The sequence below is a fragment of the Sphingomonas sp. BL-S-25 genome, from assembly GCF_055521555.1.
The window spans coordinates 4,323,097-4,349,116 of record NZ_CM145486.1 but is presented as its reverse complement, the minus strand read 5'-3'; the positions used below and the strand labels follow the sequence as shown (position 1 = coordinate 4,349,116).

The following is a 26,020-nucleotide window of genomic DNA, read 5'->3' as shown; positions in this document are numbered from 1 at the left end:
CTCAGGGGCCGTTCGATTCCGTGATCCAGGTTCTAGCCTTCTACCTGTTCGCCATCGTCGTCGTCGCATCCGCGGCGCTGACGATCCTGTCGCGCAACCCGGTCCATTCGGTGCTTTGGCTCATCATGGCGTTCTTCAACGCCGCGGGGCTGATGGTGCTGGCCGGTGCCGAGTTCATCGCGATGCTGCTGGTCATCGTGTATGTCGGCGCGGTCGCGGTCCTCTTCCTGTTCGTCGTCATGATGCTCGACATCGACTTCGCCGAGTTGCGTGCCGGCGTGATGCGCTATGCCGCGGTCGGCCTGGCGCTGGCCGTCGCGCTGGCGGCCGAGATCGTCATCGCGATCGGCGCCTATTCGGCGGGCGGTCTCGAACTGGGTCGCCGCATCGCGCCGATCGAGGGCGCCGTGCCGAACATCGAGGCGGTCGGGCGCCTGCTCTACACCCGCTACCTGTTCATCTTCGAGGGTGCGGGCCTGGTCCTGCTCGTCGCGATGATCGGGGCGATCGTGCTGACGCACCGCCAGCGCGGCGACGTGCACAAGCAGAACATCAACCGTCAGATCAACCGCCGTTCGAAGGACGCCGTGCGCAAGGTCAATCAGCCCGTGGGGCAGGGGGTCGAGCTGTGATCGGCATCACCCATTATCTGGTCGTCTCGGCCATTCTCTTCACGCTGGGCGTGCTCGGCATCTTCATGAACCGGAAGAATTTGATCATCATCCTGATGGCGATCGAGCTCATCCTGCTGGCCGTGAACCTGAACTTCGTCGCCTTTTCGGCACAGCTTCAGGATCTGGTGGGCCAGGTGTTCGCGATGTTCGTGCTCACCGTTGCCGCAGGTGAGGCCGCGATCGGCCTCGCCATCCTCGTCATCTATTTCCGCGGCCGCGGCACGATCGCGGTCGACGACGTCAATCGGATGAAGGGCTGATGTCGGCGATTCATTTCATCGTCCTCCTCCCGCTGCTCGCAGCGGCGATCGGGGGCCTGTCGAACAAGGCGTTCGGGATCACCTTCCCGAAGCTCGTGACCACCGGCGCGCTGTTCGTCGCCTGCGCCCTGTCCTGGGTAATCTTCATCCGCTTCCTCGGCGGTGCCGATGCGGATGTGGCGCCCGCCTTCACCTGGATCATCTCGGGCGAGATGAACGTCCAGTGGGCGCTGCGGGTCGACGCGCTGACCGCGGTGATGCTGGTGGTGATCACCAGCGTCTCGGCGCTCGTCCACCTCTATAGCTGGGGCTATATGAGCGAGGATCCGGACCAGCCGCGCTTCTTCGCCTATCTGTCGCTGTTCACCTTCGCGATGCTGATGCTCGTGACCGCGAACAATCTGGTCCAGATGTTCTTCGGCTGGGAAGGCGTCGGTCTCGCCAGCTATCTGCTGATCGGTTTCTGGTTCAAGAAGCCCAGCGCGAACGCCGCGGCGATGAAGGCGTTCGTCGTCAACCGCGTCGGCGATCTCGGCTTCATGCTCGGCATCTTCGGCACCTTCCTGGTGTTCGGCACGATCTCGATCCCCGAGATCCTGGCCGCAGCGCCGGGCATGGCGGGGTCGACGATCGGCTTCCTGGGCATGCGCTTCGACACGATCACGGTGCTGTGCCTGCTGCTGTTCGTCGGCGCGATGGGCAAGTCGGCGCAGCTTGGCCTGCACACCTGGCTGCCCGACGCGATGGAAGGCCCGACCCCGGTGTCGGCGCTGATCCACGCGGCCACCATGGTGACCGCGGGCGTGTTCATGGTCTGCCGCCTGTCGCCGATGTTCGAGACGAGCATCGTGGCGCAGGGCGTGGTGACCTTTGTCGGCGCCGCGACCTGCCTGTTCGCCGCGACGGTCGGCACGACGCAGACCGATATCAAGCGCGTGATCGCCTATTCGACCTGTTCGCAGCTGGGCTACATGTTCTTCGCCGCCGGCGTCGGCGCGTACGGTGCGGCGATGTTCCACCTGTTCACCCACGCCTTCTTCAAGGCGCTGCTGTTCCTGGGTGCCGGCTCGGTGATCCATGCGATGCACCACGAGCAGGACATGCGCTATTATGGCGGGCTGCGTAAGCACATCCCGATCACCTTCTGGACGATGACCGCGGGCACGCTCGCGATCACCGGCCTGGGCATCCCGGCGGTGTTCGGCAACCATCTCGCCATCGGTTTTGCGGGCTTCCACTCGAAGGACGCGATCATCGAGGCGGCCTGGGCTGCCGGCTATCCCAGCGCCTTCTGGGTCGGCGTCGGCGTCGCACTGCTCACCAGCTTCTACAGCTGGCGGCTGGTGTTCCTGACCTTCTTCGGCGCGCCGCGCTGGGCCGGCTCGGAGCATATCCAGCACGCGGTCCACGATCATGGCCATCACCATGACGATCCGTCACAGGAAGATGCCGGCCACGCGCCGCACGAGGATGCGCACGGTCATGCGCACGACCACGACCATAGCCATCATCATGGCCCGGTCACCGGCACGGCGGGCTATCACCCGCACGAAAGCCCGCTGGTCATGCTGATCCCGCTGCTGGTCCTGACGATCGGTGCGATCGCCGCCGGCTTCGTGTTCCACGGCTTCTTCATCGAGGCGGAGACCGGTGCCGAGTTCTGGCGCGGTGCGCTGGCGTTCGACACGCACCTGATGCACGCGATGCACGAGGTGCCGACGCTGGTGAAGCTGTCCGCCACCATCGCCATGGTCAGCGGCCTGCTGATCGCCTGGCTGGCCTATGTGAAGAACCCGGACTTCCCCGCGAAGTTCGCCGACGCCTTCCGTCCGCTGTACCTGTTCCTGCTGAACAAATGGTATTTCGACGAACTCTACAATGTGGTGTTCGTGAAGCCTGCCCAGGCGATCGGCCGCTTCCTGTGGAAGCGCGGCGACGAGGGTACCATCGACCGGTTCGGGCCCAACGGGCTCGCCAGGCTGGTCCAGCTGGGCAGCGTCGGCGCGGTCCGCCTGCAATCTGGATATGTCTATAGCTATGCGTTCGTCATGCTGATCGGCCTCACTGCGGCCATCACCTGGTTCATGGTGGGCTGACCCGATGTTTGACGGTTTCCCCATCCTCTCCGTGATGCTCGCCATTCCCGCCCTGGCGGCGGTGGCCTGCATCTTCGTCGATGCCGAGCGGGCACGCTGGATCGCATTGGCGGCCACGCTGATCGATCTGGTGCTGGGCGCTTTGCTCTGGGCCAGCTTCGACCAGGGCCTGCATGCCGCGCAGTGGCAGTTCGTCGAGAATTATCCGGTGTTCGGCAGCTTCGCCTGGGCGCTGGGCATCGACGGCTTCGCGCTGATGCTGATCATGCTCAGCGTGTTCCTGATGCCGATCTGCATCCTGGCCAGCTGGCAGTCGATCGAGAAGCGCGTGCCGGAATATATGGCCGCCTTCCTGCTGACCGAAGTGCTGATGATCGGCACCTTCGCCGCGCAGGACATGCTACTGTTCTACATCTTCTTCGAAGCCGGCCTGATCCCGATGTACCTGATCATCGGCATCTGGGGCGGGGTGAACCGCATCTACGCCTCGTACAAGTTCTTCCTGTACACGCTGCTCGGCTCGCTCGTGATGCTGATCGCGATGCTGTACATGATCAACGTCGCGGGCACGTCGGACATTCCGACGCTGATGGCCTATGACTTCCCGCCAGAGGTCCAGACCTGGCTATGGCTCGCCTTCTTCGCCTCGTTCGCGGTGAAGATGCCGATGTGGCCGGTCCATACCTGGCTCCCCGACGCGCACGTTCAGGCGCCGACGGCAGGTTCGGTCATCCTGGCCGGCGTGCTGCTGAAGCTGGGCGGCTATGGCTTCCTGCGCTTCTCGCTGCCGATGTTCCCCGAAGCCTCGGCACAATTCACCTGGCTGATCTTCGCCCTGTCTGCGGTCGCGGTGGTCTATACCAGCCTCGTCGCGCTCGTTCAGAGCGACATGAAGAAGCTGATCGCCTATTCGTCGGTCGCGCACATGGCGATCGTGACCATGGGCCTGTTCGCCTTCAATGCGCAGGGTATTGAGGGCGCGATGATGGTGATGCTGGGCCACGGGCTGGTGTCGGGCGCGCTGTTCCTGTGCGTCGGCGTCATCTATGACCGGCTGCACACCCGCGAGATCGACCGCTACGGCGGCCTTGCGATCAACATGCCGAAATATGCCGTGCTGTTCCTGCTGTTCACCATGGCCGCGGTCGGCCTGCCGGGCACCAGCAACTTCGTCGGCGAGTTCCTGGCGCTGGCCGGCACCTATCAGGTGTCGACGACGATTACGCTGATCGGCACGACGGGCATCATCCTGGGCGCCGCATACATGCTGCTGCTCTATCGCCGGGTCGCGTTCGGCGACCTGACGAAGGACGATGTCCGGGCAATGCCCGACCTGAACCGTCGCGAGCTGCTGACGCTGGCGCCGATCGCCGCCGTGGTGCTGTGGATGGGCGTCTATCCGGAAAGCTTCATGAAGCCGATGCGCCCCGACGTCGCGCGCCTGGTCGAACGGATCGAGCGTGCCCGCCCCGCGGGTGACTCGCAGCCGACCCCGGGCAACCCCGCAGCCGCCAAGGCCGCTCATGGCGACCATCATGGCGCGGCTCCTGCAGCCGCTCACGGCGAACCCGCCGCAAAGACCGAGACGCATTGATGTCCTATTCGCTCCAGCTCGCAATGACCCTGCCCGAGATCATTCTCGGTCTGGGCGCGATCCTGCTGATGCTCGTCGCCGCATGGGGCGGGCAGGGCTCGTCCCGGTCGGTCAGCTATGCCGCGGTCGCCATCCTGGTCGGCGCGTTCATCGCGCTGTTCGGTCCGGCCTCGGCCGGCGGCACCGCCTTTGACGGGCTTTACCGCGCGGACATGTTCGCCGCCTTCTCGAAGGGCGTGATCTACATCGCCGCCGCAGTCTGCATCCTGATCGCGCCGGGCTTCTTCCAGCGCACCTCGGGCGACGACCTGCGTCCCGAATATCCGGTGCTGATGCTGCTCTCGACCGCCGGCATGGGCATGATGGTGTCGGCGTCCGACCTGCTCACCCTCTATGTCGGTCTCGAACTGCAGAGCCTTGCCGCCTATGTGCTGGCCAGCTTCATGCGCCGTGATGGTCGTTCGGCCGAAGCCGGCCTGAAATATTTCGTCCTCGGCGCGCTCGCCTCGGGGATGCTGCTGTACGGCATCAGCCTGGTCTATGGCTTCAGCGGCACCACGATCTTCTCCGGCATTGCCGAGGCCTATGCCGCGGCAGCGGGTGAGGGCGGTCGCTCGATCGGTCTGCTCGTGGGTCTGGTGTTCGTGTTCGCCGGCCTGGCGTTCAAGATCTCGGCCGCGCCGATGCACATGTGGACGCCGGACGTCTATGAAGGCGCTCCGACCCCGGTAACGGCGTTCTTTGCAAGCGCGCCGAAGATGGCGGCGATGGCGATGGCAGTCCGCGTCGCGATCGACGCGATGGGCCCGGCAATCGCGGACTGGCGTCAGATCGTCGTGTTCGCGGCGTTGGTCTCGATCATCTGGGGTGCGTTCGGCGCCATCGGCCAAAAGAACATCAAGCGGCTGCTCGCCTATTCCTCGATCAACAATGTCGGCTTCGCGCTGATCGGCCTGGCGGCCGGATCGCAGGCGGGCGTCGCCGGCGTGCTGTTCTACATGGCGGTATATGTCGTGATGACGCTGGGCTGCTTCCTGATCGTGCTGCAGATGCGCGATTCCCACGGGCAGCAGGTCGAGACGATCGACAGCCTGTCGGGCATGTCGACCACCCGTCCCGGTCTGGCGCTGGCGCTGGCGATCTTCATGTTCGCGCTGGCGGGCATCCCGCCGCTGCTCGGCTTCTTCTCGAAGCTGGCGGTGTTCAACGCCGCGGTCGAGGCGAACCTGTTCTGGCTCGCGGTGATCAGCATCATCGGCTCGGTTCCGGGCGCCTATTATTATCTCAGCATCGTCAAGCGGATGTATTTCGATGCCGCCGCGCCGAAGTTCGAGGGCACGCCGGGCCCGGTCGAGGGCGGCCTGATCGTCCTGACCGCAGCGGCGATCTCGCCGATCGGCCTGATCGGCCTGTCGTCGCTGTCCGCCTTCACCATGCTGGCGGCACGGTCGCTGTTCTGAGCGAGCGCGTCCGTACCGTCGCCGAGACGGGATCGACCAACGCCGATCTGGCCGATCTCGCCCGCACCGGCGCGCCCGAGGGCGTGTGGCTGCGGGCGGATCGCCAGACCGCCGGCAAGGGGCGACAGGGGCGGGCGTGGGAGTCTCCCCCCGGCAATCTGTTCGCCAGCACGCTGATCCGGCTGCGTTCGACCGATCCGACGCCGGCGACGCTGGCGCTGGTCGCCGCGGTCGCGCTGGAAGAGGCGGTTCGCGTATTCCTGCCCAGCGGGGCGATGCTCAAATGGCCCAACGACCTGCTGATCGGCGGGGCGAAGCTGTCAGGGATATTGCTGGAGCGCGTGGGCGACGCAGTAATCATCGGCTTCGGCGTGAACCTGGCGCATCACCCGGACGGGCTCGAGCGGCCCGTCACCAGCCTGGCGGGGCAGGGGATCGAACCGCCCGATCCGCAGCTTTTTGCCGAAACGCTGGCCGAGAGCCTGGAACGCTGGGTCGCGCGCTGGCGCGGCGAGGGGCTGGCGCCCGTGCGCGATCACTGGCTGGCGCGAGCGCATCGGGCGGGGACGGCGCTGACCGCACGCCTCGCGGACGGTAGCGCAATGGACGGGCTGTTCGGCGGACTGGACCGCGATGGCGCGCTCATCCTTCGCTTGGCCGACGGCACCAGTCATGTCATTCACGCTGCCGACGTGTTCCTGATCTGAGAAGGGCCGGATCCATGCTGCTTGCGATCGATGCCGGCAATACCAATATCGTTTTCGCGCTGGTCGATGTCGAGGCTGGCCGGGAAATCCGCGCCCGCTGGCGGATTGCCACCGACCCGCGCCGCACCGCAGACGAATATGCCGTCTGGCTCAGCCAGTTGCTGGCGCTCGAAGGCTATGAGCGCAGCGACGTCACCGCGGTGATCGTCGGTACGGTCGTGCCGCGCGCGCTCCACAATCTGGAAGTGCTTGCGAGCAAATATTTCCGCACCGAAGCGGTGATCGCGGGCAAGGGCGCGGCGCAATGGGGCTTCCCACTGGACGTCGAGGAGCCGAACAATCTCGGCGCCGATCGTGCGCTGAACGTCATCGCGGCGCATGCCAATCATCCGGGCGACCTGATCATCATCGATTTCGGCACCGCCACGACGTTCGACGTGGTCGATTTCCGCGGCGCCTATAAGGGCGGGGTGATCGCTCCCGGCATCAACCTGTCGCTCGACGCGCTGGTCAGCGCCGCGGCGAAGCTGCCGCGCATCGCGATCGAGGCGCCGCGCGACGCCAGCGTGATCGGCCGCAACACGGTCGACCAGATGCATATTGGCATCTTCTGGGGTTATGTAGCGATGATCGAGGGGCTGCTGGCGCGGACCAAGGCCGAGATCGGACGCCCGGCCAAGGTGATCGCCACCGGCGGCCTCGCCGTCCTTTTCGAAAAACACACCGATGTGTTCGACATGGTCGAACATGACCTTACCATCCAGGGCCTCGCAATGCTCTGGGAACGCAGCCATGGCGCCGGATGAGCGTCGGCTGGCGAAAGAATAGACAGGAAAACAGTGACTCCCGGTAACGAACTTCTCTTTCTCGCGCTCGGCGGCTCCGGCGAGATCGGCATGAACGTCAATCTCTACGGCACCCAGGGCAAATGGCTGATGGTCGATTGCGGCATCACCTTCGGCACGCCGGAATATCCCGGCGTCGACGTGATCCTGCCCGACCTGCAATTCATCGAGGAGCGTCTCGACGACCTGCTCGGCATCGTGCTGACCCATGGGCATGAGGATCATATCGGTGCCTTACCCTATCTCGCCGGCGACCTGGGCGTCCCGCTCTATGCCACGCCGTTCACCGCGGGCCTGATCCGCGGCAAGCTGGAAGAGGAGGGGATCGAGGACCGGGTCGAGCTGAACATCGTCGATGACGAACAGCCGTTCCAGATCGGCCCGTTCGGGCTGCGCTACGTTCCGCTGGCCCACTCGATTCCCGAGGGCAATGCGGTGCTGATCGAGACGCCCTATGGGCGGATCTTCCACACCGGCGACTGGAAGCTGGACGATGCTCCGGCGCTCGGCGGCTCCTCGACCGCCGAGGAACTGAGCGCGATCGGCGATGACGGTATCCTCGCGCTGGTGTGCGATTCGACCAACGTCTTCAATCCCGAGGCATCGGGGTCGGAGGCCGAGGTGCGCGAGGGCATCGACGAGGTCATCCGATCGGCCAAGGGCCGGGTGCTCGTCACCACCTTCGCCTCCAACGCAGCGCGGCTGCAGACGCTGGGCCAGGCGGCGATCGATACGGGGCGCCAGCTCTGCGTCGCGGGGCGCTCGCTCGACCGGATTCTGCGCGTCGCCAAGCAGACCGGCTATCTGCGCGACTTTCCCGACACGATCGATTTCGACACGGCGATGACCCTGCCGCCCAGTCGCGTGCTGATCGTCGCGACCGGCGGCCAGGGCGAGCCGCGCGCTGCGCTGGCGCGCATCGCCGACGGCACGCATGCGCTGAAGCTCAGCCAGGGCGACCGCGTCGTCTTCTCGTCACGCCAGATCCCGGGCAACGAGATCGCGATCGGGCGGATCATGAACGTCCTCGCCGATGCCGGGGTCGAGATGATCACCGACCGTCAGGCCTTCGTCCATGTCTCCGGCCATCCCGGCCGTCCCGAGCTGGCGGCGATGTACAAGTGGATCCGGCCCGAGATCATCCTGCCGGTGCATGGCGAGGCCCGCCACATCCACGAGCAGGCGCGCTTCGCGCAGGAACAGGGCGTGCCCCAGGCGGTCGTCCAGAAGAATGGCGACCTGATCCGTCTGGCCCCGGGCAAGCCGAAGAAGCTGACCGAGATCGCAGCCGGGCGGCTGGTGCTCGACGGCGACGTCATCCTGCCGGCCGACGGCACGACCATCGCCGAGCGCCGCCGCCTGTCGCTCTATGGCCAGATCTCGGTGGCGGTCGCCATCGACAGCTCGGGCAAGCTGAAGGGCGCGCCGGAGGTGCGCGTCCAGGGCGTGCCGGTCGAGGAGGATCGCGACCGCTTCATCGAGCAGGCGGCGCAGGCGGCCGCCGAGGCGGTGCGCGAAGAGCGCGGCAAGAGCGAGGAACGGCTGCGCGAGGCGCTCCGCCTCGGCGTACGACGCTGCGCGACGCGCTTCACCGGCAAGAAGCCGGTCGTCGACGTGCTGATCGTCCGGGTCTGACGCCATGCAGTTCCAGTCGGCCCTGGCGATCTACATGCTGTTCTGGACGCTGACGGTGTTCCTGGTGCTGCCGTTCGGCGTCCGTACCGCGCATGAGGCCCAGGCCGATCTGGTGCCGGGCCAGGCGGAAAGCGCGCCGGTCAACTTCAGCCTGAAGCGGGTGCTGATCCGCACCACGATCGTCTCGGCGATCCTGTTCGGGCTGTTCTATCTCAACTATGTCTATGGCTGGGTTACGCCCGAGATGCTCGACTGGGTCAATCACGGCCAGTGACGCGCGTCCCCTGCTTTAGGGCATAGTCACTGTTCTCCGGCGAAGGCCGGAGCCCAGTTACGGTGAGCGCGAGGGTCTTTATCCACTGGGTTCCGGCCTTCTTCGCCGGAACACGTTGCGTGATGGGACCGAAGGTGCCGGCCGCCCATTCGATCGATCAGCCGCGCAGCCGCTCGATCGCCTGAGCGAGCGCGACGTAGAGCTTGCCCATGTCCGACGACAGCAAAGTCACGCCCATCGACGACCCGTCGCGCAGCGCCAGGATCTGGCGCAGCATCGCCTCGAAATCGTGGATGTAGCGGTTGACGTTGTCCCGGAACTCCGGATCCTCGCCGTAAAGCTTCGCGACCTCGCGCGTTTCGCCGCCGTCCAGGATCCGAACGGCGCGACGGGTGAACACGCCGCGATCGCCCTTCAGATAGGCCGACCAGGCGCTGTCGCTCACTTCGGTCGAGAAGCGCTTGGTGATGTCGATCGAGGCCGAGTTCAGCGCCTCGATCAGCAGCGTGACGCGGCGGGCGAAATTGTCGCCATCCTGCTTCTCATGCTCGCTGCGCGCCCGCTCGATCTGGCGATCGATCTGGGCCGTGGTCTCGGCCAGCGCCAGCATCTGCTGGGTAAGGCGCTCGGAGGCGCGAGTGGTTGCGGTGACCGCCGCCTCGGTGGTCTCGGCCAGTTCCGTGAGCTGATGCCGGATCGGGCCGCCCACGGCGCGGTGCAGCGCGGCCTCGCCGGCCTGCTCCAGCGCCGCTTCGGCCTCGGGCACGATGCTGGCGAGCGTGGCGCGGGCGTGTTCGGCCGCCTGGGCCGACGTCTCGCGCACGCGCAGCAGCGTCTCGATCAGCTGCGGCGCTGCCTCGGCGGCAAAGCGCCGCGCGGTAGAGACGGTATCGTCGACGATCGATTCCAGCGCATCCGCCCGTTCACGCCCGTCGGACAGTGTTTCCAGCAGCTGGACCTGGGTCTTGGCCAGCGTGTCGCGCTGCTGCCGGACGACCTCGGCAATCGCCTCGATCGCGTCCTGCGTATGCTCCGCCGCCGAGACCAAGGCCAGCAATTCGGGCTTGCTCTCCGCGATCACGCCGCGGCTGACCTGAATGCGATTGTCGAGGCGCTCGAGCGCCGCCGGCAGCGTCTCGTCGATCTCGCGCGCGGCGGCATCGAGCGCGGTCAGCAGCGTCTCGGAGGTTGCGATGACCTCACGGGCGACCGCGTCGCCGCCGCGGATGGACGCGCTGGTCGTCTCGAACGCGGTGCCCAGCGTCTCGACCTGATCGGCGAGCGCACGGGTACGCTCCATGCCCAGCTCGTGGAGCATGTCGAGTTCGCGGTCCGCGCGTTGCGTGCCGTGCGACAGCGTGTCGAACAGCGCTTCGCCCCGGCCGCGCTCCTCGCCCAGCCGGGTGGAGATGCGGTCGATCGCCGCGTCGATGATCCGGATGCGCTGGGCAAGCGCCTCGGCGCTGTCCTTGCTGACCCGGTCAAGCGACGCCTGATTGGCCTCGAGCATCGCCAGCATCGCTTCTCCTTGCGCGGCGATCCCGCGGCGCGCCTCGTCGACCGCATGGGCGGCGCGGTCGAGCATCATGTCGACCGCCGCCGACATGGTGTCGGTAACCTGTTCCAGCCGGAGGCCGGCGGTGTGGGTGCTCGCTTCCATCCGCGCGATATGTGCGGCCAGACGGTCGGCCGCGCCGCCCGCCACGGCATCGGCCTCGCGACCGCGCTCGGACAGGGCGGTCAGCTGGGTATCCAGTGCTGCGGCACGCTCGCTGGCCATAAGACCCGCGGCCTCGACCCGGGACGCCATGCCCTGCATTTCGGAATTGGCCTTGGGCAGCGAGGCGAGCACGATGCCGACGCTCTTCTCGGCTTCGGCCACCGTGTCGTGCAGCGATCGGGTCGCGGCATCGACGATCCGCGACTGCTGGCTCATGTCGTTGGCCAGGCTGCCCATCCGGTCGGTCGCGGCCTCGCCCATCGCCATCAGCGCGGTCGTCTGGCGCGCCAGCTCAGCGCGGTTCTCTTCGATCCGGCGCGACAGCGTCCCGACGACGCGTTCGAGGCTCGCCGCCTCGGCGCGCATCGCTCGCGCGCTGTTGCCGAAGCGGCGCGCCTCGGCGGTGCTGCTGCGCATCGCGAGCAGGTAAAGGATGCCGATCAAGGCGGGCGGCACGCACAGCGCGGCGATCAGCTGGACGATCTGCGGCGCCGTCAGCGCGGCGCCCAGGCTGTCGCGCAGCAACCAGGCCATGCCCGCGAACCAGGCGATCGTCGTCAGGATGGCGATCGTCGGGGCGACCCAGCCGAACGAGCGTTCGACGTCCTCTTCTTCCCAGGCTTCCTGCAAGTAAGTCGGTTCCTCTTGGGGCGCGCTGGCGGTCGCCGCCGCCTCGTGACGCTGCGGAGTTTCGGCGACCTGAACGGTGGACGCGATGGGATGGATGCGATTGGCCCCTGTCATGAGGCCGGTTTACCATATTTCGCAGCCGGTCCAACTCCCGGCGGACGGCGAAAAAGCGTTAATCGTCCTGTGCGAGGACCGCACACCATCGCTTCATCGCATCGGATAGCCGCCGAATTCGAACTCCTCCGCAAGGATCCGGTTGATCCGGTCGATCTGGTCGCGGCGGAAGACTTGCGTCGGATCGATGCGATTGGACATGATGCCGGGCTTGGCATGGGGCAGGAGGATCGGTGCCAGGCCAAGCTCGCCCAGAAACGCATCGAGATCGGCCTGCAGCCGCTCGTAGCGCAGCGCGGTCGCGACCAGCTCTCCGGCGCGATTGCGATAGCGCCAGACGCTGCGCAGCTGCGGCAGGAAATCGTCCGCGGCTGCATCGAGCCGGCCCGCCAGGTTTTCGACCCCGCCCAGCGCCGAGATGACACGGGCATAGGGATCGCGCTCGATCCCGATCACGCGAAACCCGTCGACCGGACCGAACTCGGCCTCGATCGCCGCCAGCGGCATATGCGCCTTGTACCGGGCGGGCGGGCGCGACAGGCCGGCACGCCCCTGGCGGACCAGCTGGAGATAGGCCTGTTCGAACGCCGGATCGTCGGAATAATTGCCGCAAAAGCCGCCCATCGCCTGACGCCGAAGCTCGTCGGCGGGCACCATCGGGCTGGCAATGTCGTCGGGACCGCACAGCGTGGACAATGCCGTTTCGACGCTGGTCCCGGCTACCTTGCGCCCGCGCACGAGGATGAAGCCGTGACGACGCGACAGGATCATCGCGTGCGGCGCCGGTCGCTGTCGCGTTCGGGCATCAGCGCTTGCGGCTCAACTCGCGCATCGCGTCGTCCAGCCCGTCCAGCGTCAACGGGTACATGCGGTCGTGCATCAGTTCACGCAGGATCCGCGTCGACTGCGAATAGCCCCATTGGGTCTCGGGGATGGGGTTGAGCCAGACACAGGCCGGATAGGTGTTCACCACCCGCTGCATCCACACGCCGCCTGCCTCCTCGTTGAAATGCTCGACCGATCCGCCCGGATGGCTGATCTCATAGGGGCTCATCGCCGCGTCGCCGACGAAGATCACCTTATAGTCATGGCCATATTTGTGGAGCACGTCCCAGGTCGGGGTGCGATCGGTGAAGCGGCGCACATTGTCCTTCCACACGCCTTCGTACAGGCAGTTGTGGAAGTAGAAAAATTCGAGATTCTTGAACTCGGTCGTGGCTGCCGAGAACAGTTCCTCGCACAGCTTGATGAACGGATCCATCGATCCGCCGACATCGAGGAACAGCAGCAGCTTGACCGCATTGTGCCGCTCGGGCCGCATGCGGATGTCGAGCCAGCCCTGGCGCGCGGTTCCCTCGATCGTGGCGTCCAGGTCGAGCTCGTCGGCCGCGCCTTCGCGCGCGAAGCGGCGCAGGCGGCGCAGCGCGACCTTGATGTTGCGCGTGCCGAGTTCGCGCGTGTTGTCGAGGTTGCGGAACTCGCGCCCCTCCCAGACCTTCAGCGCGCGCTTGTGCCGGCTCTCGCCGCCGATCCGCACGCCCTCGGGATTATAGCCGCCATTGCCATAGGGGGAGGTGCCGCCCGTCCCGATCCACTTGTTGCCCCCCTGATGCCGGCCCTGCTGTTCCTCGAGCCGCTTCTTCAGCGTCTCCATGATCTCGTCCCAGCTGCCCAGCGACTCGATCTTCGCCATCTCCTCGGGGCTGAGATATTTCTCGGCGATCGCCTTCAGCCACTCCTCCGGAATCTCCGCCGGTGCGACCCCATAGGTCGAGGCGACGCCCTTGAAGACCTTGGCGAAGACCTGATCGAACCTGTCGAGCAGCCCCTCGTCCTTCACGAAGGTGGCGCGGGCCAGGAAGTAGAATGCCTCGGGCGTATGCTCGATCACGTCGCGGTCCAGCGCCTCGAGCAGCATCAGATGCTCCTTCAGACTGGCTTGGATGCCAGCGGCGCGTAGCTCGTCGAGAAAGGAAAAGAACATGCGTTCAGCACCAGCGTTCCGGGGCGTGGCCGCGCGACATGCTCAGCCCTTGTTCTGCTGGCGCCGGGCCATGAAGGCGAGGCGTTCGAACAGCATCACGTCCTGCTCGTTCTTCAGCAGCGCGCCGTGGAGCGGCGGGATCGCCTTGGTCGGGTCGCGATTTTGGAGGACGTCGAGCGGCATGTCCTCGTGCAGCAGCAGCTTCAGCCAGTCGAGCAGCTCGCTGGTCGACGGCTTTTTCTTCAGCCCCGGCACCTCGCGCAGGTCGTAGAAGATATCCATCGCCCGGCTGACCAGCAGCTTCTGGATACCGGGGAAATGGACATCGATGATCGCCTGCATCGTCTCGCGATCGGGGAATTTGATATAGTGGAAGAAGCAGCGGCGCAGGAACGCGTCGGGCAGTTCCTTCTCGTTGTTCGAGGTAATGACGACGATCGGCCGCTCCTTCGCGCGCACGGTCTGGCCGGTCTCGTAGACATGGAATTCCATGCGATCGAGTTCCTGCAACAGGTCGTTGGGGAATTCGATGTCGGCCTTGTCGATCTCGTCGATCAGCAGCACGGGCAGCTCGGGCGCCTCGAACGCCTCCCACAATTTGCCCTTGCGGATATAGTTGGCGATGTCGTGGACCCGGGCCTCGCCCAGCTGGCCGTCGCGCAGCCGGGCGACCGCATCATATTCGTACAGGCCCTGCTGCGCCTTGGTCGTCGACTTGACGTTCCATTCGATCAGCGGCGCGCCGACCGCCTTGGCGATCTCATAGGCGAGGACGGTCTTGCCAGTGCCGGGCTCGCCCTTGACCAGCAACGGGCGGCGCAACGTGACCGCTGCATTGACCGCAACCTTCAGGTCATCGGTCGCGACGTAACTCTGAGTGCCTTCGAAGCGCATCGGTGGTCCTTTGAAACCTGTTGCGATGCGTAAAGGGAAGGAGTGGGGGGTGGCAAGGGGCGGCGAGCGCGCCCGACGGGGTCAGAGCGCGGCGCGAGCGCCCGCGCGAGCCTCGAGAAGGTCGAACAGGCCGCGATGCTGGGCGAACAGCTGCTGCGCCCCGAACAGCATCGCACGCTCGATCCCCGGGTGCGCGATCAATGTGGCGACCACCGTCGCCGTCTCCTCCGGCGGAGGCAGAGCGCATGGCGACGCCGCCAGGCCAAGTCTGGCGACGCCGACCTCGAACAGATCGCGGATCGCGCGCCAGTCCAGCGCGAGTGCGAGCGCCGCGCCGGTCGCACATCCGGCTCGCGCCGACTGGGCAAGCGTCGCGATGGCATAGCGTTGCTGATGGGCCGCGGCCTCGCACGCTGCCTGGCCCGGGGTGCTGGGCGCAGATCCGGCCGCGGCGGCCAGTCGCACCAGCAGCTCGCGTTCCTCGGCAAAGGCGCGCGCGGCGCTTTCCAGCCAGCTGCGCTCGATGTCGTCGCGCGCCTGACGGACCGCATGATCGATCACGCCGGGATAGGCGCCGTGAAGCTGACAGAGATAATGCGCCGCATCGGCAAGGTCGCGGCCGGGCTCGGGATTGGCGAGCAGAGCCAGGTACCAGCGATGGCCCGCGACACCGTCCGAAATGGTCAGCGTATCCAGCGACTCCATGGCGCCGCCAGGCTTGGCGATCTGGAAGGAAGCAAGCGGCATAGGTCCTCGGGTATCAGCTCGGCGTTGCGCCGCTGCGGGCGCGACGCAACCATGCGCCACGGGGTGATACCGAACCCCCTAAGGACATGGTTAGCGGGCCGTTGACCATGTCCGGCGGGGCAGATGCTAAAGAGGATCATGGCCCTGATCGCAATCGTCGGGGCGGCCGTATGGGTGCTGACCGCGGCGCGCTCGGTTGTCGCTGACTCGTCCGGCCGTCGGCCGACCCACCCCATCCCCCTTCCTCGGAGGGAATCCGGCTTGTTCCGGGTGGGTCAGGCTCACCTCCTTGGAAGCAGGGCAATCGCATTTGGCTCAGACTGGCCATGTGCTCCGGCGTAGGCCGGAGCCCAGTCGCGCTGACCACGAGGTTTCGTGAGACCCGGAAGGGTTTCCCAACTGGGTTCCGGCCTTCGCCGGAACACGGATGTGCCGATAGATCCGCGCGGAACATCGAGATGCGATAGCCCGTGCCCGGAAGGGAGGGGCAGGGGGCGGGTGTCGCGGATTTGCGCCGACGCTTGCCACATACGAAAACGCCGGCCGGAGCCTTGCTCAGACCGGCGTTTCGCTGAACCGAACCTGTTCCTTACTGGTCGAGGAACGAGCGCATCTTGCGGCTGCGGCTCGGGTGCTTGAGCTTGCGCAGCGCCTTTGCCTCGATCTGGCGGATACGCTCGCGCGTGACCGAGAATTGCTGGCCGACTTCCTCCAGCGTGTGGTCGGTGTTCATGCCGATGCCGAAGCGCATGCGCAGCACGCGTTCCTCGCGTGGGGTCAGGCTGGCCAGGACGCGGGTAACCGTTTCCTTCAGGTTCGCCTGGATCGCCGCATCCACCGGGATGACCGCATTCTTGTCCTCGATGAAATCGCCCAGGTGCGAATCCTCCTCGTCGCCGATCGGCGTCTCGAGGCTGATCGGCTCCTTGGCGATCTTCATCACCTTGCGCACCTTCTCGAGCGGCATGCTCAGCCGCTCGGCCATTTCCTCCGGCGTGGGCTCGCGACCCTGCTCGTGGAGGAACTGGCGGCTGGTGCGCACCAGCTTGTTGATCGTCTCGATCATGTGGACCGGGATGCGGATCGTGCGCGCCTGGTCGGCGATCGAGCGGGTGATCGCCTGGCGAATCCACCAGGTCGCATAGGTCGAGAACTTGTAGCCGCGGCGATACTCGAACTTGTCGACCGCCTTCATCAGGCCGATATTGCCCTCCTGGATGAGATCCAGGAACTGCAGCCCGCGGTTCGTATACTTCTTCGCGATCGAGATCACGAGGCGCAGATTTGCCTCGACCATCTCCTTCTTCGCGATGCGCGCCTCGCGCTCGCCCTTCTGCACCATGTTCACGATGCGGCGGAACTCGATCAGCGCCATGCCGGTCTGCTGGCTGATCTCCGAAATCTCGGCGCGGATGCGATCGACCGCTTCGGACTCGTTCTCGACGAATGCGCGCCACTTCTTGTCGATGCCGGCGACCGTGGTCAGGAAGCTCTCGTCCAGCTCATGGTTGATATAGCGGTCGAGAAAGTCCTTGCGGCTCACCTTGTGGCGCTCGGCCAGGCGCAGCATCTGCCCCGCCAGCGCAGTCAGGCGGCGGTTGAAGCTGTACAGCTGGTCGACGAGATACTCGATCTTCGCCTGATGGAACTGGACCGACTCGACTTCGGCGGTCAGCTCCTCGCGCAGCTTGTGGTACTTGCGCTCCTCGGCCGAGGGCAGTTCGCCGCCGGCGGCCATCGAATCGAGCCGCTGCTGCTGGATCTTCGAGAATTTCTTGTAGACCGACGTGATGTTGGCGAACTTCTCCAGCGCCTGCGGCTTGAGCGTCTCCTCCATCTGCGCGAGGCTGAGGGTATTGTCCTCCTCCTCGTCGTCCGACGGGCGCGGGGTGCGCCGTTCGGTCATCGAATCCTCGTCGCCGTCGGCGGATTCCTCCTCGGGCTCGTCCTCTTCCTTGAACGAGGGGCCGGCATTCTTCTCGCTGATCTCGCCGTCATCGTCCTCGCCGTCTTCCGACAGCGCTTCCGGGGCGGGATCCTTCGACAGCATGGCGTCGAGATCCAGGATCTCGCGCAGCTGCATCGTGCCTTCGTTGAGGGCGGTCGACCAGGCGATGATCGCGTTGAAGGTGATCGGGCTCTCGCACAGGCCCAGGATCATCGTGTCGCGACCGGCCTCGATCCGCTTGGCGATGGCGATCTCGCCCTCGCGCGACAGCAGCTCGACCGCGCCCATCTCGCGCAGGTACATGCGCACCGGGTCATCGGTGCGGTCGACCGTTTCCTTCTTCTTCGCAGTCTCGAAGGCGGGGGCCGAATCGTCGTTCGAATCGGTCGACTCGGCTTCGTCCGCCGAATCTTCCTCCTGCTCGCCGTCTTCGCCAGCTTCCTCATTCTCGACGACGTTGACGCCCATGTCGTTGAGCGCCGACATGACGTCCTCGATCTGCTCCGAGGTCATCTGGTCCTGCGGGAGCATCTCGTTGAGCTGGTCGACCGTAATATAGCCGCGCTTCTTCGCGCGTGCGACCAGCTTCTTGATCGAGCCTTCGTTCAGATCGATCAGCGGCGCGTCGCCCGTCTCACCGGTATCCGCGTCCGCCATGTTCGCCTTCGCCATCTAAAATCCTCGAAAATCGGATGGCGGCTATTTTAACTGCCGCCTAATCGTCAAATTCCTCTTCATCCGCAAGCATCAGATTTGCAAGCCGCGCCTGGAGCTCCTGTCGCTGCTGCAACAGGGACACCTGGCGGGCGAACGCATCCTCGGTGAAATGCTCGGCAACCACTGAGGTTGCCTGCGCCAGGGCCGCATCCACCATGGGTTGCGTCACCATCACCTCGATCGCTTCCTTCAGATCCTCGCGCGCCCGGACTTCATCCGCCACCTGCGGCCTCGTGAACGAGAAGGGCAGCGTATCGGCCCTCAACAGATCGACAGCCACCTGATCGAATCCGGACCGCGCCAATATGGTGAGGATGCGCGCGCTATCAAGTTGCCGGTCCTCCAGCGCCACGTTGATCACCGCTTCGAACAATTTGCCCAGCGCGCCAGAGGCGGACCGAAGGCTGCCCAACACCTCCATATGCCGGGCGATTTCGGCGGGGTGGCGGATCAGACCGGCCAGCACCGCGCGGGCCAGGATCGGGTCGAGCCCGCCGGCATGGACGCTGCGCGCGCGGTCGGAGGGTGGCGGCTCGGGCGGTTGCCACTTGCCGGCACGGAAGCTGCCGCGGGTGCCGCCCGAAGTCCCGCCGCCGCCCTGGCGCGGGCGGAACTCGCGCTGCGGCGGCGCGAACAGCGCATCGGCGCGGTTGCGGAACTCGGCAATATATTCGTCGCGCACGTCCGGGTCGCCGATCGACTTGGCGAGCGCCATCAGCCGCTTCTTCAAGCCCGCACGCCGCTCGGGCGTATCGACCGGCTCGGCGGCCAGCTCGTGCGCCCAGATCCGATCTGCCAGCCCCTGGGGTTCGCCCAGCAGCGCCTCGAACGCCTGACGGCCGCGGCTGCGCACCAGATCGTCGGGATCCATCCCGTCGGGCAGAGTGACGAAGGCCAGGCTCTGGCCAGCCTGCAGCATCGGCAGCGCCCGGTGCGCCGCGCGGATCGCCGCCTTCTGCCCGGCGCTGTCGCCGTCGAAGCACAGCAGCGGAATGTCGGCCATTCGCCACAGCCGTTCGAGCTGATGTTCGGTCAGCGCGGTCCCCAGCGGCGCGACCGCCTCGGCGAACCCCGCCTGGGCCAGGGCGATGACGTCCATATAGCCCTCGACCGCAATCACCCGGCCGGCCTTGCGCGCCGCTGCCTGGGCCCGATCGAGATTGTAGAGCGTGCGCCCCTTGTCGAAGAGCGGGGTGTCGGGCGAGTTGAGATATTTTGGCTCGCCCTCGCCGATCACGCGTCCGCCGAACGCGATCGTCCGCCCGCGGGCGTCGCGGATCGGGATCATCAACCGGCCGCGGAACCGGTCGTACGGCTCCTTGTTCTCGACCGAGATCAGCAGCCCCGCCTCGACGAGCACCGGATCGCCATAGGCCTTCAGCGCATCCTTCAGCTTGCCGCGCGAATCGGGTGCGAAGCCCATGCCGAAGTCGCGCGCGGTCTCGGCACGGATCCCGCGGCGCTCCAGCACCGCGCGCGCCTCGCTGCCCTCGATCCCGTTCAGCTTCTCGGTGAACCAGGCGGCAGCATCCGCCATCGCCTCGTGCAGTCCCTTGGCCCGCTCCGCCTTCTCCGCCGAATGCCGGTCCTGCTCGGGCATCTCCATGCCCGCCGCCTGCACCAGCTCCTTCACCGCATCGATGAAGGGCAGGCCGCGCTGATCGGTCAGCCATCGGATCGCATCGCCATGCGCGCTGCACCCGAAGCAGTGGTAAAAGCCCTTGTCGTCGTTGACGTAGAAGCTGGGCGTCTTCTCGTTGTGGAACGGACAACAGGCACGAAACTCCCGCCCCGCCTTCTGCAGCTTCACCGACTTGCCGATGAGGCTGGAGAGCAGGGTGCGCGAGCGAAGCTCGTCGAGGAATTGGGGAGTGAGGCTCACCGACTCCCCCTCCCGCTTGCGGGAGGGGGCTGGGGGGTGGGCACCCGATCGCCCTCAAACGCAACGCCGCGATCATCAACCCGCGCGGCCGCCAGGATCGCCTCAAGCACCCCGGCCATATTCGTCGTCAAATCATTATTCCAGAACCGAATCACCTTGTAGCCTAGAGCCTCGATGCGCCGCGTCCGTTCGGCATCCCCATCGGACATGTCGCCATGCTGGCTGCCATCGAGTTCGACGACCAGCTTCACGCTCCGGCATGCGAAGTCGGCGAAATGCCCGGCAATCGGCATCTGGCGGCTGAATTTCAGTCCACCCAGTTGCGACTTTCGCAGTCGCGACCACAGCAACTCCTCGGCCGCAGTCGGATTGTTGCGAAGCTCGCGCGCCCGCTCGGTCGGCCGGCCAAGCCGATAGCGGGGGCCCACCCCCCGACCCCCTCCCGCATGCGGGAGGGGGAGAGGATCGGCGTCATCCATGGCTCACCCCAACGCCGCCTTCACCAGGCTGCTCGCCTTGCTCATGTCCAGCGTCGTCGCGTGGCGCGCCTTCAGTTCGGCCATTACCCGGCCCATGTCCTTCATGCCGCCCGCGCCCAGTTCCGCCTTGATCGCCTCGATCGCGGCGCGGGTCTCGTCCTCGCTCATCTGCTGCGGCAGGAAGCGTTCGATCACCGCGACTTCGGCAGCCTCGGCCGCGGCCAGTTCGGCGCGGCCGCCCTTTTCGTACATGTCGATCGATTCGCGGCGCTGCTTCACCATCTTCTGCAGAACCTCGACCACCAGGGCGTCGTCGTCGTCGGGCGCCTTGCCGGTGCGCGCCTCGATATCGCGATTCTTGATCGCGCTCTGGATCAGGCGGATGGCGGCCACGTCCTGCTTCTCGCCTGCCTTCATGGCGGTCACCAGCGCGGCCTTGATGTCGTCGCGAATCATGCGTCTCTCTGTCGATAGTCGGAAAGCGAAGCACGATAGACGAAGCGCGGCGGTGCGTGAACCGGTTGACGGGCGGGGGCAGGGGGTCTAGCGGGCGGGCCTTAGCGACATCGCCGCAATTCTAACTGGAGCGCCACCCCTCAATGGCCGAAGCCAAACCCATGTCCGTGCCCGCTGGAGCGACCGGAATCCTGGTGCTTGCGAGTGGAGACGTGGTGTTCGGACGAGGGTTCGGGGCCGAAGGCCAGGCCGTCGGCGAGGTCTGCTTCCACACCGCGATGACCGGCTATCAGGAGATCATGACCGATCCCAGCTTCGCCGGTCAGATCATCAACTTCACCTTTCCGCATATCGGCAATGTCGGCGCGAACCCCGAGGATATCGAGGCCGACGATCCCCATGCGCTGGGCATGATCGTCCGCGAGGACGTGACCGACCCGTCCAACTTCCGCAGCACCGAGCGGCTGGATGCATGGATGAAGAAGCACGACCGGATCGGGCTGGCCGGGATCGACACCCGCGCGCTGACCCGCCGCATCCGCATGGACGGCGCGCCCAACGGCGTCATCGCCCATTCGCCGACCGGCGAGTTCGACATTCCGCTGCTGCTGCAGATGGCGCGCGACTGGCCGGGGCTGGAGGGCATGGACCTGGCGATCACCGTCAGCTGCAAGACGCATTTCGGCTGGGAAGGCGGCGTGTGGCGGCTGGGCTTCGGCTATGATGGCGGCGCCGCGCAGGACGACCGCCCGCATGTCGTCGCGATCGATTACGGCTCGAAGCGCAATATCTTCCGCAACCTCGTCCAGGCCGGCGCCAAGGTGACCGTGCTGCCGGCAACCGCGACCGCCGAGCAGGTCCTCTCGTTCGATCCGGACGGCATCTTCCTGTCCAACGGTCCGGGCGATCCCGCCGCGACCGGCGACTATGCCGTTCCGGTCATCCGCGAGCTCCTCGACACCGGCAAGCCGCTGTTCGGGATCTGTCTTGGTCATCAGCTGCTCGGCCTCGCGGTCGGCGCCCGCACGACCAAGATGTTCCAGGGGCACCGCGGCGCCAACCATCCGGTCAAGCGCCTGTCCGACGGCACGGTCGAGATCACCAGCATGAATCACGGCTTCGCGGTCGAGACCGCGACGCTGCCGGCCAATGCCCGCGAGACGCATGTCTCGCTGTTCGACGGCTCCAATTGCGGCTTCGAGCTGACCGACCGCCCGGCGTTCAGCGTCCAGTACCATCCGGAGGCGAGCCCCGGCCCGCAGGACAGCTTCTACCTGTTCGAGCGCTTCGTCGGGATGATGCGGTGAGGATCACGCTGCTCGACCCGATGGGCCTGGGCACCGATGCCGTAACCATTTCGTATTTGAATTCAGACATTTGCCAGGCGTCGTTCAGTACGCCGCTTCATGTCCGCCTGTATCGCGAGAGCGCCAACTGATGCCAAAACGCACCGACATCTCCTCCATCCTCGTCATCGGCGCGGGGCCCATCGTCATCGGCCAGGCATGCGAGTTCGACTATTCGGGCACGCAGGCGATCAAGGCGCTGAAGGAAGAGGGCTATCGCATCGTCCTGGTCAATTCGAACCCGGCGACGATCATGACCGATCCCGAGCTGGCCGATGCGACCTATGTCGAGCCGATCACCCCGGCGATCGTGGCGAAGATCATCGAGAAGGAGCGCCCCGATGCGGTGCTGCCGACGATGGGGGGGCAGACCGCGCTGAACACCGCGCTGGCGCTGGCGAATGACGGCACGCTGGAGAAGTTCGGCTGCGTCATGATCGGCGCCGATGCCGAGGCGATCGACAAGGCCGAGGACCGCCAGAAGTTCAAGGAAGCGATGACCAAGATCGGGCTGGAAAGCGCCCGGTCCGCCATCGCTCATACCGAGGCCGAGGCGCTGGCGGCGCTGGAGACGGTCGGACTGCCGGCGATCATCCGCCCCAGCTTCACAATGGGCGGGTCGGGCGGCGGCATTGCCTATAATCGCGAGGAATTCATCGGGATCGTCCGCAACGGTCTCGACTTGTCGCCGACCACCGAGGTGCTGATCGAGGAATCGCTGCTCGGCTGGAAGGAATATGAGATGGAGGTGGTCCGCGACCGTGCGGACAATGCCATCATCATCTGCTCGATCGAGAATGTGGACGCCATGGGCACCCACACCGGCGACTCGATCACGGTCGCGCCCGCGCTGACGCTGACCGACAAGGAATATCAGATCATGCGCAACGCCAGCATTGCGGTGCTGCGCGAAATCGGCGTGGAAACAGGCGGTTCGAACGTTCAGTTCGCAGTCAATCCGAAGGATGGGCGCCTGGTTGTCATCGAGATGAACCCGCGCGTCAGCCGCTCTTCGGCGCTGGCATCCAAGGCGACCGGCTTCCCGATCGCCAAGGTCGCGGCCAAGCTGGCGGTCGGCTATACGCTGGACGAGATCACCAACGACATTACCGGCGCGACCCCGGCCAGTTTCGAGCCGACGATCGATTACGTCGTGACCAAGATCCCGCGCTTCGCCTTCGAGAAGTTCAAGGGCGCCGAGGCGACGCTCGGCACCGCGATGAAGTCGGTCGGCGAGGTCATGGCGATCGGTCGCAACATCCACGAGTCCATGCAGAAGGCGCTGCGCGGGCTGGAAACCGGGCTCGTCGGCTTCAACAATGTCGATCGCCTCGCCGGTGCGCCGCGCGCCGAGATCGAGGCGGCGCTGTCGGTCCGCTCGCCCGATCGCCTGCTGATCGCCGCGCAGGCATTGCGCGAGGGCTTCACCGAGGCGGAGGTCCACCAGTTCACCAGCTACGACCCCTGGTTCCTGGCACGCATCGGTGAGATCGTCGCCGCCGAGCAGCAGGTCTGCAAGGACGGCCTGCCGCAGGACGCAGCCGGCATGCGCCGCCTGAAGGCGATGGGCTTCAGCGACAAGCGTCTGGCCTGGCTGGCGCTCCAGTCCGCCAACATGCGCAGCGGCAGCGAGGCGATGGCGCGCAGCTCGGGCCTGATCGGCGAGGTCGTCCGCGCGATGACCGGCGCCGCGACCGAGGCCGATGTCCGCGCGCATCGCCACAAGCTGGGCGTGCGTCCGGTGTTCAAGCGGATCGACACCTGCGCCGCCGAGTTCGACGCGCGCACGCCGTACATGTACTCGACCTACGAGGCGCCCTTCTTCGGCGAGCCCGAGAACGAGGCGATGCCGTCGGACCGCCGCAAGGTGGTGATCCTGGGCGGCGGTCCCAACCGCATCGGTCAGGGGATCGAGTTCGACTATTGCTGCTGCCATGCCTGCTTCTCGCTGGCGGATGCCGGCTATGAGACGATCATGGTCAACTGCAATCCGGAGACGGTGAGCACCGACTATGACACCTCGGACCGCCTCTATTTCGAGCCGCTGACCGCTGAGGACGTGCTGGAAATCCTGCATGTCGAACAGTCGCGCGGCGAGCTTGCCGGCGTGATCGTCCAGTTTGGCGGCCAGACCCCGCTGAACCTCGCGCGTGCGCTGGAAGAGGCGGGAATCCCGATCCTGGGCACCAGCCCCGATGCGATCGACCTGGCCGAGGATCGCGAGCGTTTCGCCGCGCTCATCGCCAAGCTCGGCCTGCGCCAGCCGGCCAACGGCATCGCCCGCAGCCGCGACGAGGCGGTCGCGGTGGCCGAGCGCATCGGCTATCCCGTGCTCATGCGGCCCAGCTACGTTCTGGGCGGCCGCGCGATGGAGATCGTCGACGGCGTCCAGCAGCTCGACGACTATATCCAGACCGCAGTCCAGGTGTCGGGCGACTCGCCGGTGCTGATCGATCAGTATCTGCGCGATGCGGTCGAGGTCGATGTCGACGCGATCTGCGACGGCGATGACGTCGTGGTCGCGGGCGTGCTGCAGCATATCGAGGAAGCCGGCGTCCATTCGGGCGACAGCGCCTGCTCGATCCCGCCCTACAGCCTGCCGGCCGAGATCATCGCCGAGATCGAGCGCCAGACCGAGGCGCTGGCCCACGCGCTGAGCGTCAAGGGGCTGATGAACATCCAGTTCGCGGTGAAGGACGGCCTGGTCTATCTGATCGAGGTCAATCCGCGCGCCAGCCGGACGGTCCCGTTCGTCGCCAAGGCGATTGGCGTACCCATCGCCAAGATCGCCAGCCGGGTGATGGCTGGCGAGAAGCTGAAGGACCTGCCCAGGATCGATCGAGACATCGATTATATCGCGGTCAAGGAGGCGGTATTCCCGTTCAATCGCTTCCCCGGCGTCGATCCGGTGCTCAGCCCGGAAATGAAGTCGACTGGCGAAGTCATGGGAATCGATCGCGATTTCGCGACCAGCTTCGCCAAGGCGCAGCTGGGGGCAGGGACCGTGCTGCCGTCGTCAGGCACGCTGTTCGTCAGCGTCAAGGACACCGACAAGACCGTGATCCTGCCCGGCGTCCAGCTGATGGCGTCGATGGGCTTCTCGATCATCGCGACCAGCGGCACCGCGGCCTATCTGCGCGAGCACGGGCTGGAGGTCGCCGAGGTCAACAAGGTGGCGCAGGGCCGGCCGCACATCGTCGACCGGATCGTCGATGGCGAGGTGGCGATCATCTTCAACACCACCGAAGGCTGGCAGTCGCTGAAGGATTCGTCCGACATCCGACGCTCGGCGCTGAACCTGAAGATCCCCTATTTCACCACCGCGCAGGCAAGTATCGCCGCGGCGCAGGCGATCGAGGCGCTGGGCCGCGAAAGCCTGGGCGTGCGTCCGCTCCAATCCTATTACGCGGACCGGTAACCCCGCTGTCCGGGCTGCCGGGCACGCGGCATGGCAAATTCTCCAGTCGCTCCGTCCGGTTAGCCGGGCGGGGCGCCCGGGACTTGTGTGCGCGACCCTTGCGAAGCCCGTTTCGCAGGCTTATCATTCGCAAACGCACA

Annotated in this window: 21 protein-coding genes; 12 read left to right on the top strand and 9 right to left on the bottom strand. The window is 66.0% G+C overall.

The features are described 5' to 3' along the window. Positions 1 to 20 precede the first annotated feature (20 nt). The 9 genes from ACZ1H8_RS20970 to ACZ1H8_RS20930 are packed head-to-tail and all read left to right on the top strand — an operon-like array spanning position 21 to position 9,545. Positions 21 to 632, top strand: coding sequence for an NADH-quinone oxidoreductase subunit J (locus ACZ1H8_RS20970; RefSeq protein WP_465179168.1), 612 nt, complete (start codon positions 21 to 23; stop codon positions 630 to 632). Beyond that, positions 629 to 934 carry an NADH-quinone oxidoreductase subunit NuoK gene (gene nuoK / locus ACZ1H8_RS20965; RefSeq protein WP_465179167.1) on the top strand — a complete coding sequence of 102 codons (306 nt, stop codon included), beginning with the start codon at positions 629 to 631 and terminating at the stop codon, positions 932 to 934. Before ACZ1H8_RS20970 ends, nuoK begins: the two co-directional genes overlap by 4 nt. Further along, complete coding sequence (gene nuoL, locus ACZ1H8_RS20960; RefSeq protein ID WP_465179166.1) at positions 934 to 3,030, top strand: NADH-quinone oxidoreductase subunit L; 2,097 nt, start codon at positions 934 to 936, stop codon at positions 3,028 to 3,030. The genes nuoK and nuoL overlap by 1 nt, the downstream gene beginning before the upstream one ends. 4 nt (positions 3,031 to 3,034) lie before the next feature. Beyond that, entirely contained in the window at positions 3,035 to 4,624 is a 1,590-nt protein-coding gene (locus ACZ1H8_RS20955; RefSeq protein ID WP_465179165.1) for an NADH-quinone oxidoreductase subunit M, read from the top strand. Further along, complete coding sequence (gene nuoN, locus ACZ1H8_RS20950; protein WP_465179163.1) at positions 4,624 to 6,084, top strand: NADH-quinone oxidoreductase subunit NuoN; 1,461 nt, start codon at positions 4,624 to 4,626, stop codon at positions 6,082 to 6,084. Before ACZ1H8_RS20955 ends, nuoN begins: the two co-directional genes overlap by 1 nt. A gap of 47 nt (positions 6,085 to 6,131) precedes the next feature. Next, the gene (locus ACZ1H8_RS20945; RefSeq protein WP_465181442.1) at positions 6,132 to 6,791 is read left to right on the top strand and encodes a biotin--[acetyl-CoA-carboxylase] ligase; all 660 of its coding nucleotides are present in this window, start codon (positions 6,132 to 6,134) and stop codon (positions 6,789 to 6,791) included. Between the two features lie 14 nt (positions 6,792 to 6,805). Beyond that, positions 6,806 to 7,597 carry a type III pantothenate kinase gene (locus ACZ1H8_RS20940; protein ID WP_465179161.1) on the top strand — a complete coding sequence of 264 codons (792 nt, stop codon included), beginning with the start codon at positions 6,806 to 6,808 and terminating at the stop codon, positions 7,595 to 7,597. A gap of 33 nt (positions 7,598 to 7,630) precedes the next feature. Beyond that, positions 7,631 to 9,271, top strand: coding sequence for a ribonuclease J (locus ACZ1H8_RS20935; RefSeq protein ID WP_465179159.1), 1,641 nt, complete (start codon positions 7,631 to 7,633; stop codon positions 9,269 to 9,271). Positions 9,272 to 9,275: 4 nt separating this feature from the next. Beyond that, a complete protein-coding gene (locus ACZ1H8_RS20930) occupies positions 9,276 to 9,545 on the top strand; it encodes a DUF1467 family protein (RefSeq protein ID WP_465179157.1) in 270 nt (89 codons plus the stop codon). Positions 9,546 to 9,702: 157 nt separating this feature from the next. On the opposite strand, the gene ACZ1H8_RS20925 is transcribed toward ACZ1H8_RS20930, so the two are convergent. The 9 genes from ACZ1H8_RS20925 to ACZ1H8_RS20885 form a co-directional block, all read right to left on the bottom strand. Continuing rightward, positions 9,703 to 12,009, bottom strand: a complete 2,307-nt coding sequence (locus ACZ1H8_RS20925) for a coiled-coil domain-containing protein (protein ID WP_465179155.1) — start codon at positions 12,007 to 12,009, stop codon at positions 9,703 to 9,705. Between the two features lie 93 nt (positions 12,010 to 12,102). Continuing rightward, complete coding sequence (locus tag ACZ1H8_RS20920; RefSeq protein ID WP_465179153.1) at positions 12,103 to 12,780, bottom strand: hypothetical protein; 678 nt, start codon at positions 12,778 to 12,780, stop codon at positions 12,103 to 12,105. Between the two features lie 34 nt (positions 12,781 to 12,814). Next, positions 12,815 to 13,993 carry a vWA domain-containing protein gene (locus tag ACZ1H8_RS20915; RefSeq protein ID WP_465179151.1) on the bottom strand — a complete coding sequence of 393 codons (1,179 nt, stop codon included), beginning with the start codon at positions 13,991 to 13,993 and terminating at the stop codon, positions 12,815 to 12,817. Positions 13,994 to 14,035: 42 nt separating this feature from the next. Beyond that, positions 14,036 to 14,887 (bottom strand): AAA family ATPase, encoded by an 852-nt coding sequence (locus tag ACZ1H8_RS20910; RefSeq protein WP_465179149.1) that lies wholly within the window; start codon positions 14,885 to 14,887, stop codon positions 14,036 to 14,038. Positions 14,888 to 14,968: 81 nt separating this feature from the next. Then, positions 14,969 to 15,592, bottom strand: coding sequence for a DUF6975 family protein (locus tag ACZ1H8_RS20905; protein ID WP_465179147.1), 624 nt, complete (start codon positions 15,590 to 15,592; stop codon positions 14,969 to 14,971). A 631-nt stretch (positions 15,593 to 16,223) separates the two neighbouring features. Then, positions 16,224 to 18,254, bottom strand: coding sequence for an RNA polymerase sigma factor RpoD (gene rpoD, locus ACZ1H8_RS20900; protein WP_465179145.1), 2,031 nt, complete (start codon positions 18,252 to 18,254; stop codon positions 16,224 to 16,226). 43 nt (positions 18,255 to 18,297) lie between these two features. Continuing rightward, positions 18,298 to 20,181 carry a DNA primase gene (gene dnaG / locus ACZ1H8_RS20895; protein WP_465179143.1) on the bottom strand — a complete coding sequence of 628 codons (1,884 nt, stop codon included), beginning with the start codon at positions 20,179 to 20,181 and terminating at the stop codon, positions 18,298 to 18,300. Then, positions 20,178 to 20,609, bottom strand: coding sequence for an endonuclease domain-containing protein (locus ACZ1H8_RS20890; protein WP_465179141.1), 432 nt, complete (start codon positions 20,607 to 20,609; stop codon positions 20,178 to 20,180). The genes dnaG and ACZ1H8_RS20890 overlap by 4 nt, the downstream gene beginning before the upstream one ends. 54 nt (positions 20,610 to 20,663) lie before the next feature. After that, the gene (locus ACZ1H8_RS20885; RefSeq protein ID WP_465179139.1) at positions 20,664 to 21,116 is read right to left on the bottom strand and encodes a GatB/YqeY domain-containing protein; all 453 of its coding nucleotides are present in this window, start codon (positions 21,114 to 21,116) and stop codon (positions 20,664 to 20,666) included. A 143-nt stretch (positions 21,117 to 21,259) separates the two neighbouring features. Here ACZ1H8_RS20885 and carA point away from each other — a divergent pair, with 143 nt between their 5' ends. Genes carA through carB form a run of 3 tightly spaced genes read left to right on the top strand, consistent with a single transcriptional unit; the run spans position 21,260 to position 25,880 of the window. After that, positions 21,260 to 22,423, top strand: coding sequence for a glutamine-hydrolyzing carbamoyl-phosphate synthase small subunit (carA, locus tag ACZ1H8_RS20880; RefSeq protein WP_465179137.1), 1,164 nt, complete (start codon positions 21,260 to 21,262; stop codon positions 22,421 to 22,423). Next, the gene (locus ACZ1H8_RS20875; RefSeq protein ID WP_465179135.1) at positions 22,420 to 22,554 is read left to right on the top strand and encodes a hypothetical protein; all 135 of its coding nucleotides are present in this window, start codon (positions 22,420 to 22,422) and stop codon (positions 22,552 to 22,554) included. The genes carA and ACZ1H8_RS20875 overlap by 4 nt, the downstream gene beginning before the upstream one ends. Beyond that, positions 22,554 to 25,880, top strand: a complete 3,327-nt coding sequence (gene carB, locus ACZ1H8_RS20870; RefSeq protein WP_465179134.1) for a carbamoyl-phosphate synthase large subunit — start codon at positions 22,554 to 22,556, stop codon at positions 25,878 to 25,880. The genes ACZ1H8_RS20875 and carB overlap by 1 nt, the downstream gene beginning before the upstream one ends. Positions 25,881 to 26,020 lie beyond the last annotated feature (140 nt).

Bases quoted from the DNA above. Each gene is read 5' to 3' on its own strand.
- nuoL (WP_465179166.1), top strand. From the start codon at position 934: ATGTCGGCGATTCATTTCATCGTCCTCCTCCCGCTGCTCGCAGCGGCG.
- ACZ1H8_RS20955 (WP_465179165.1), top strand. From the start codon at position 3,035: ATGTTTGACGGTTTCCCCATCCTCTCCGTGATGCTCGCCATTCCCGCC.
- nuoN (WP_465179163.1), top strand. From the start codon at position 4,624: ATGTCCTATTCGCTCCAGCTCGCAATGACCCTGCCCGAGATCATTCTC.
- ACZ1H8_RS20940 (WP_465179161.1), top strand. From the start codon at position 6,806: ATGCTGCTTGCGATCGATGCCGGCAATACCAATATCGTTTTCGCGCTG.
- ACZ1H8_RS20930 (WP_465179157.1), top strand. From the start codon at position 9,276: ATGCAGTTCCAGTCGGCCCTGGCGATCTACATGCTGTTCTGGACGCTG.
- ACZ1H8_RS20925 (WP_465179155.1), bottom strand. From the start codon at position 12,009: ATGACAGGGGCCAATCGCATCCATCCCATCGCGTCCACCGTTCAGGTC.
- ACZ1H8_RS20920 (WP_465179153.1), bottom strand. From the start codon at position 12,780: ATGATCCTGTCGCGTCGTCACGGCTTCATCCTCGTGCGCGGGCGCAAG.
- ACZ1H8_RS20915 (WP_465179151.1), bottom strand. From the start codon at position 13,993: ATGTTCTTTTCCTTTCTCGACGAGCTACGCGCCGCTGGCATCCAAGCC.
- ACZ1H8_RS20910 (WP_465179149.1), bottom strand. From the start codon at position 14,887: ATGCGCTTCGAAGGCACTCAGAGTTACGTCGCGACCGATGACCTGAAG.
- ACZ1H8_RS20905 (WP_465179147.1), bottom strand. From the start codon at position 15,592: ATGGAGTCGCTGGATACGCTGACCATTTCGGACGGTGTCGCGGGCCAT.
- rpoD (WP_465179145.1), bottom strand. From the start codon at position 18,254: ATGGCGAAGGCGAACATGGCGGACGCGGATACCGGTGAGACGGGCGAC.
- ACZ1H8_RS20885 (WP_465179139.1), bottom strand. From the start codon at position 21,116: ATGATTCGCGACGACATCAAGGCCGCGCTGGTGACCGCCATGAAGGCA.
- carA (WP_465179137.1), top strand. From the start codon at position 21,260: ATGGCCGAAGCCAAACCCATGTCCGTGCCCGCTGGAGCGACCGGAATC.
- carB (WP_465179134.1), top strand. From the start codon at position 22,554: ATGCCAAAACGCACCGACATCTCCTCCATCCTCGTCATCGGCGCGGGG.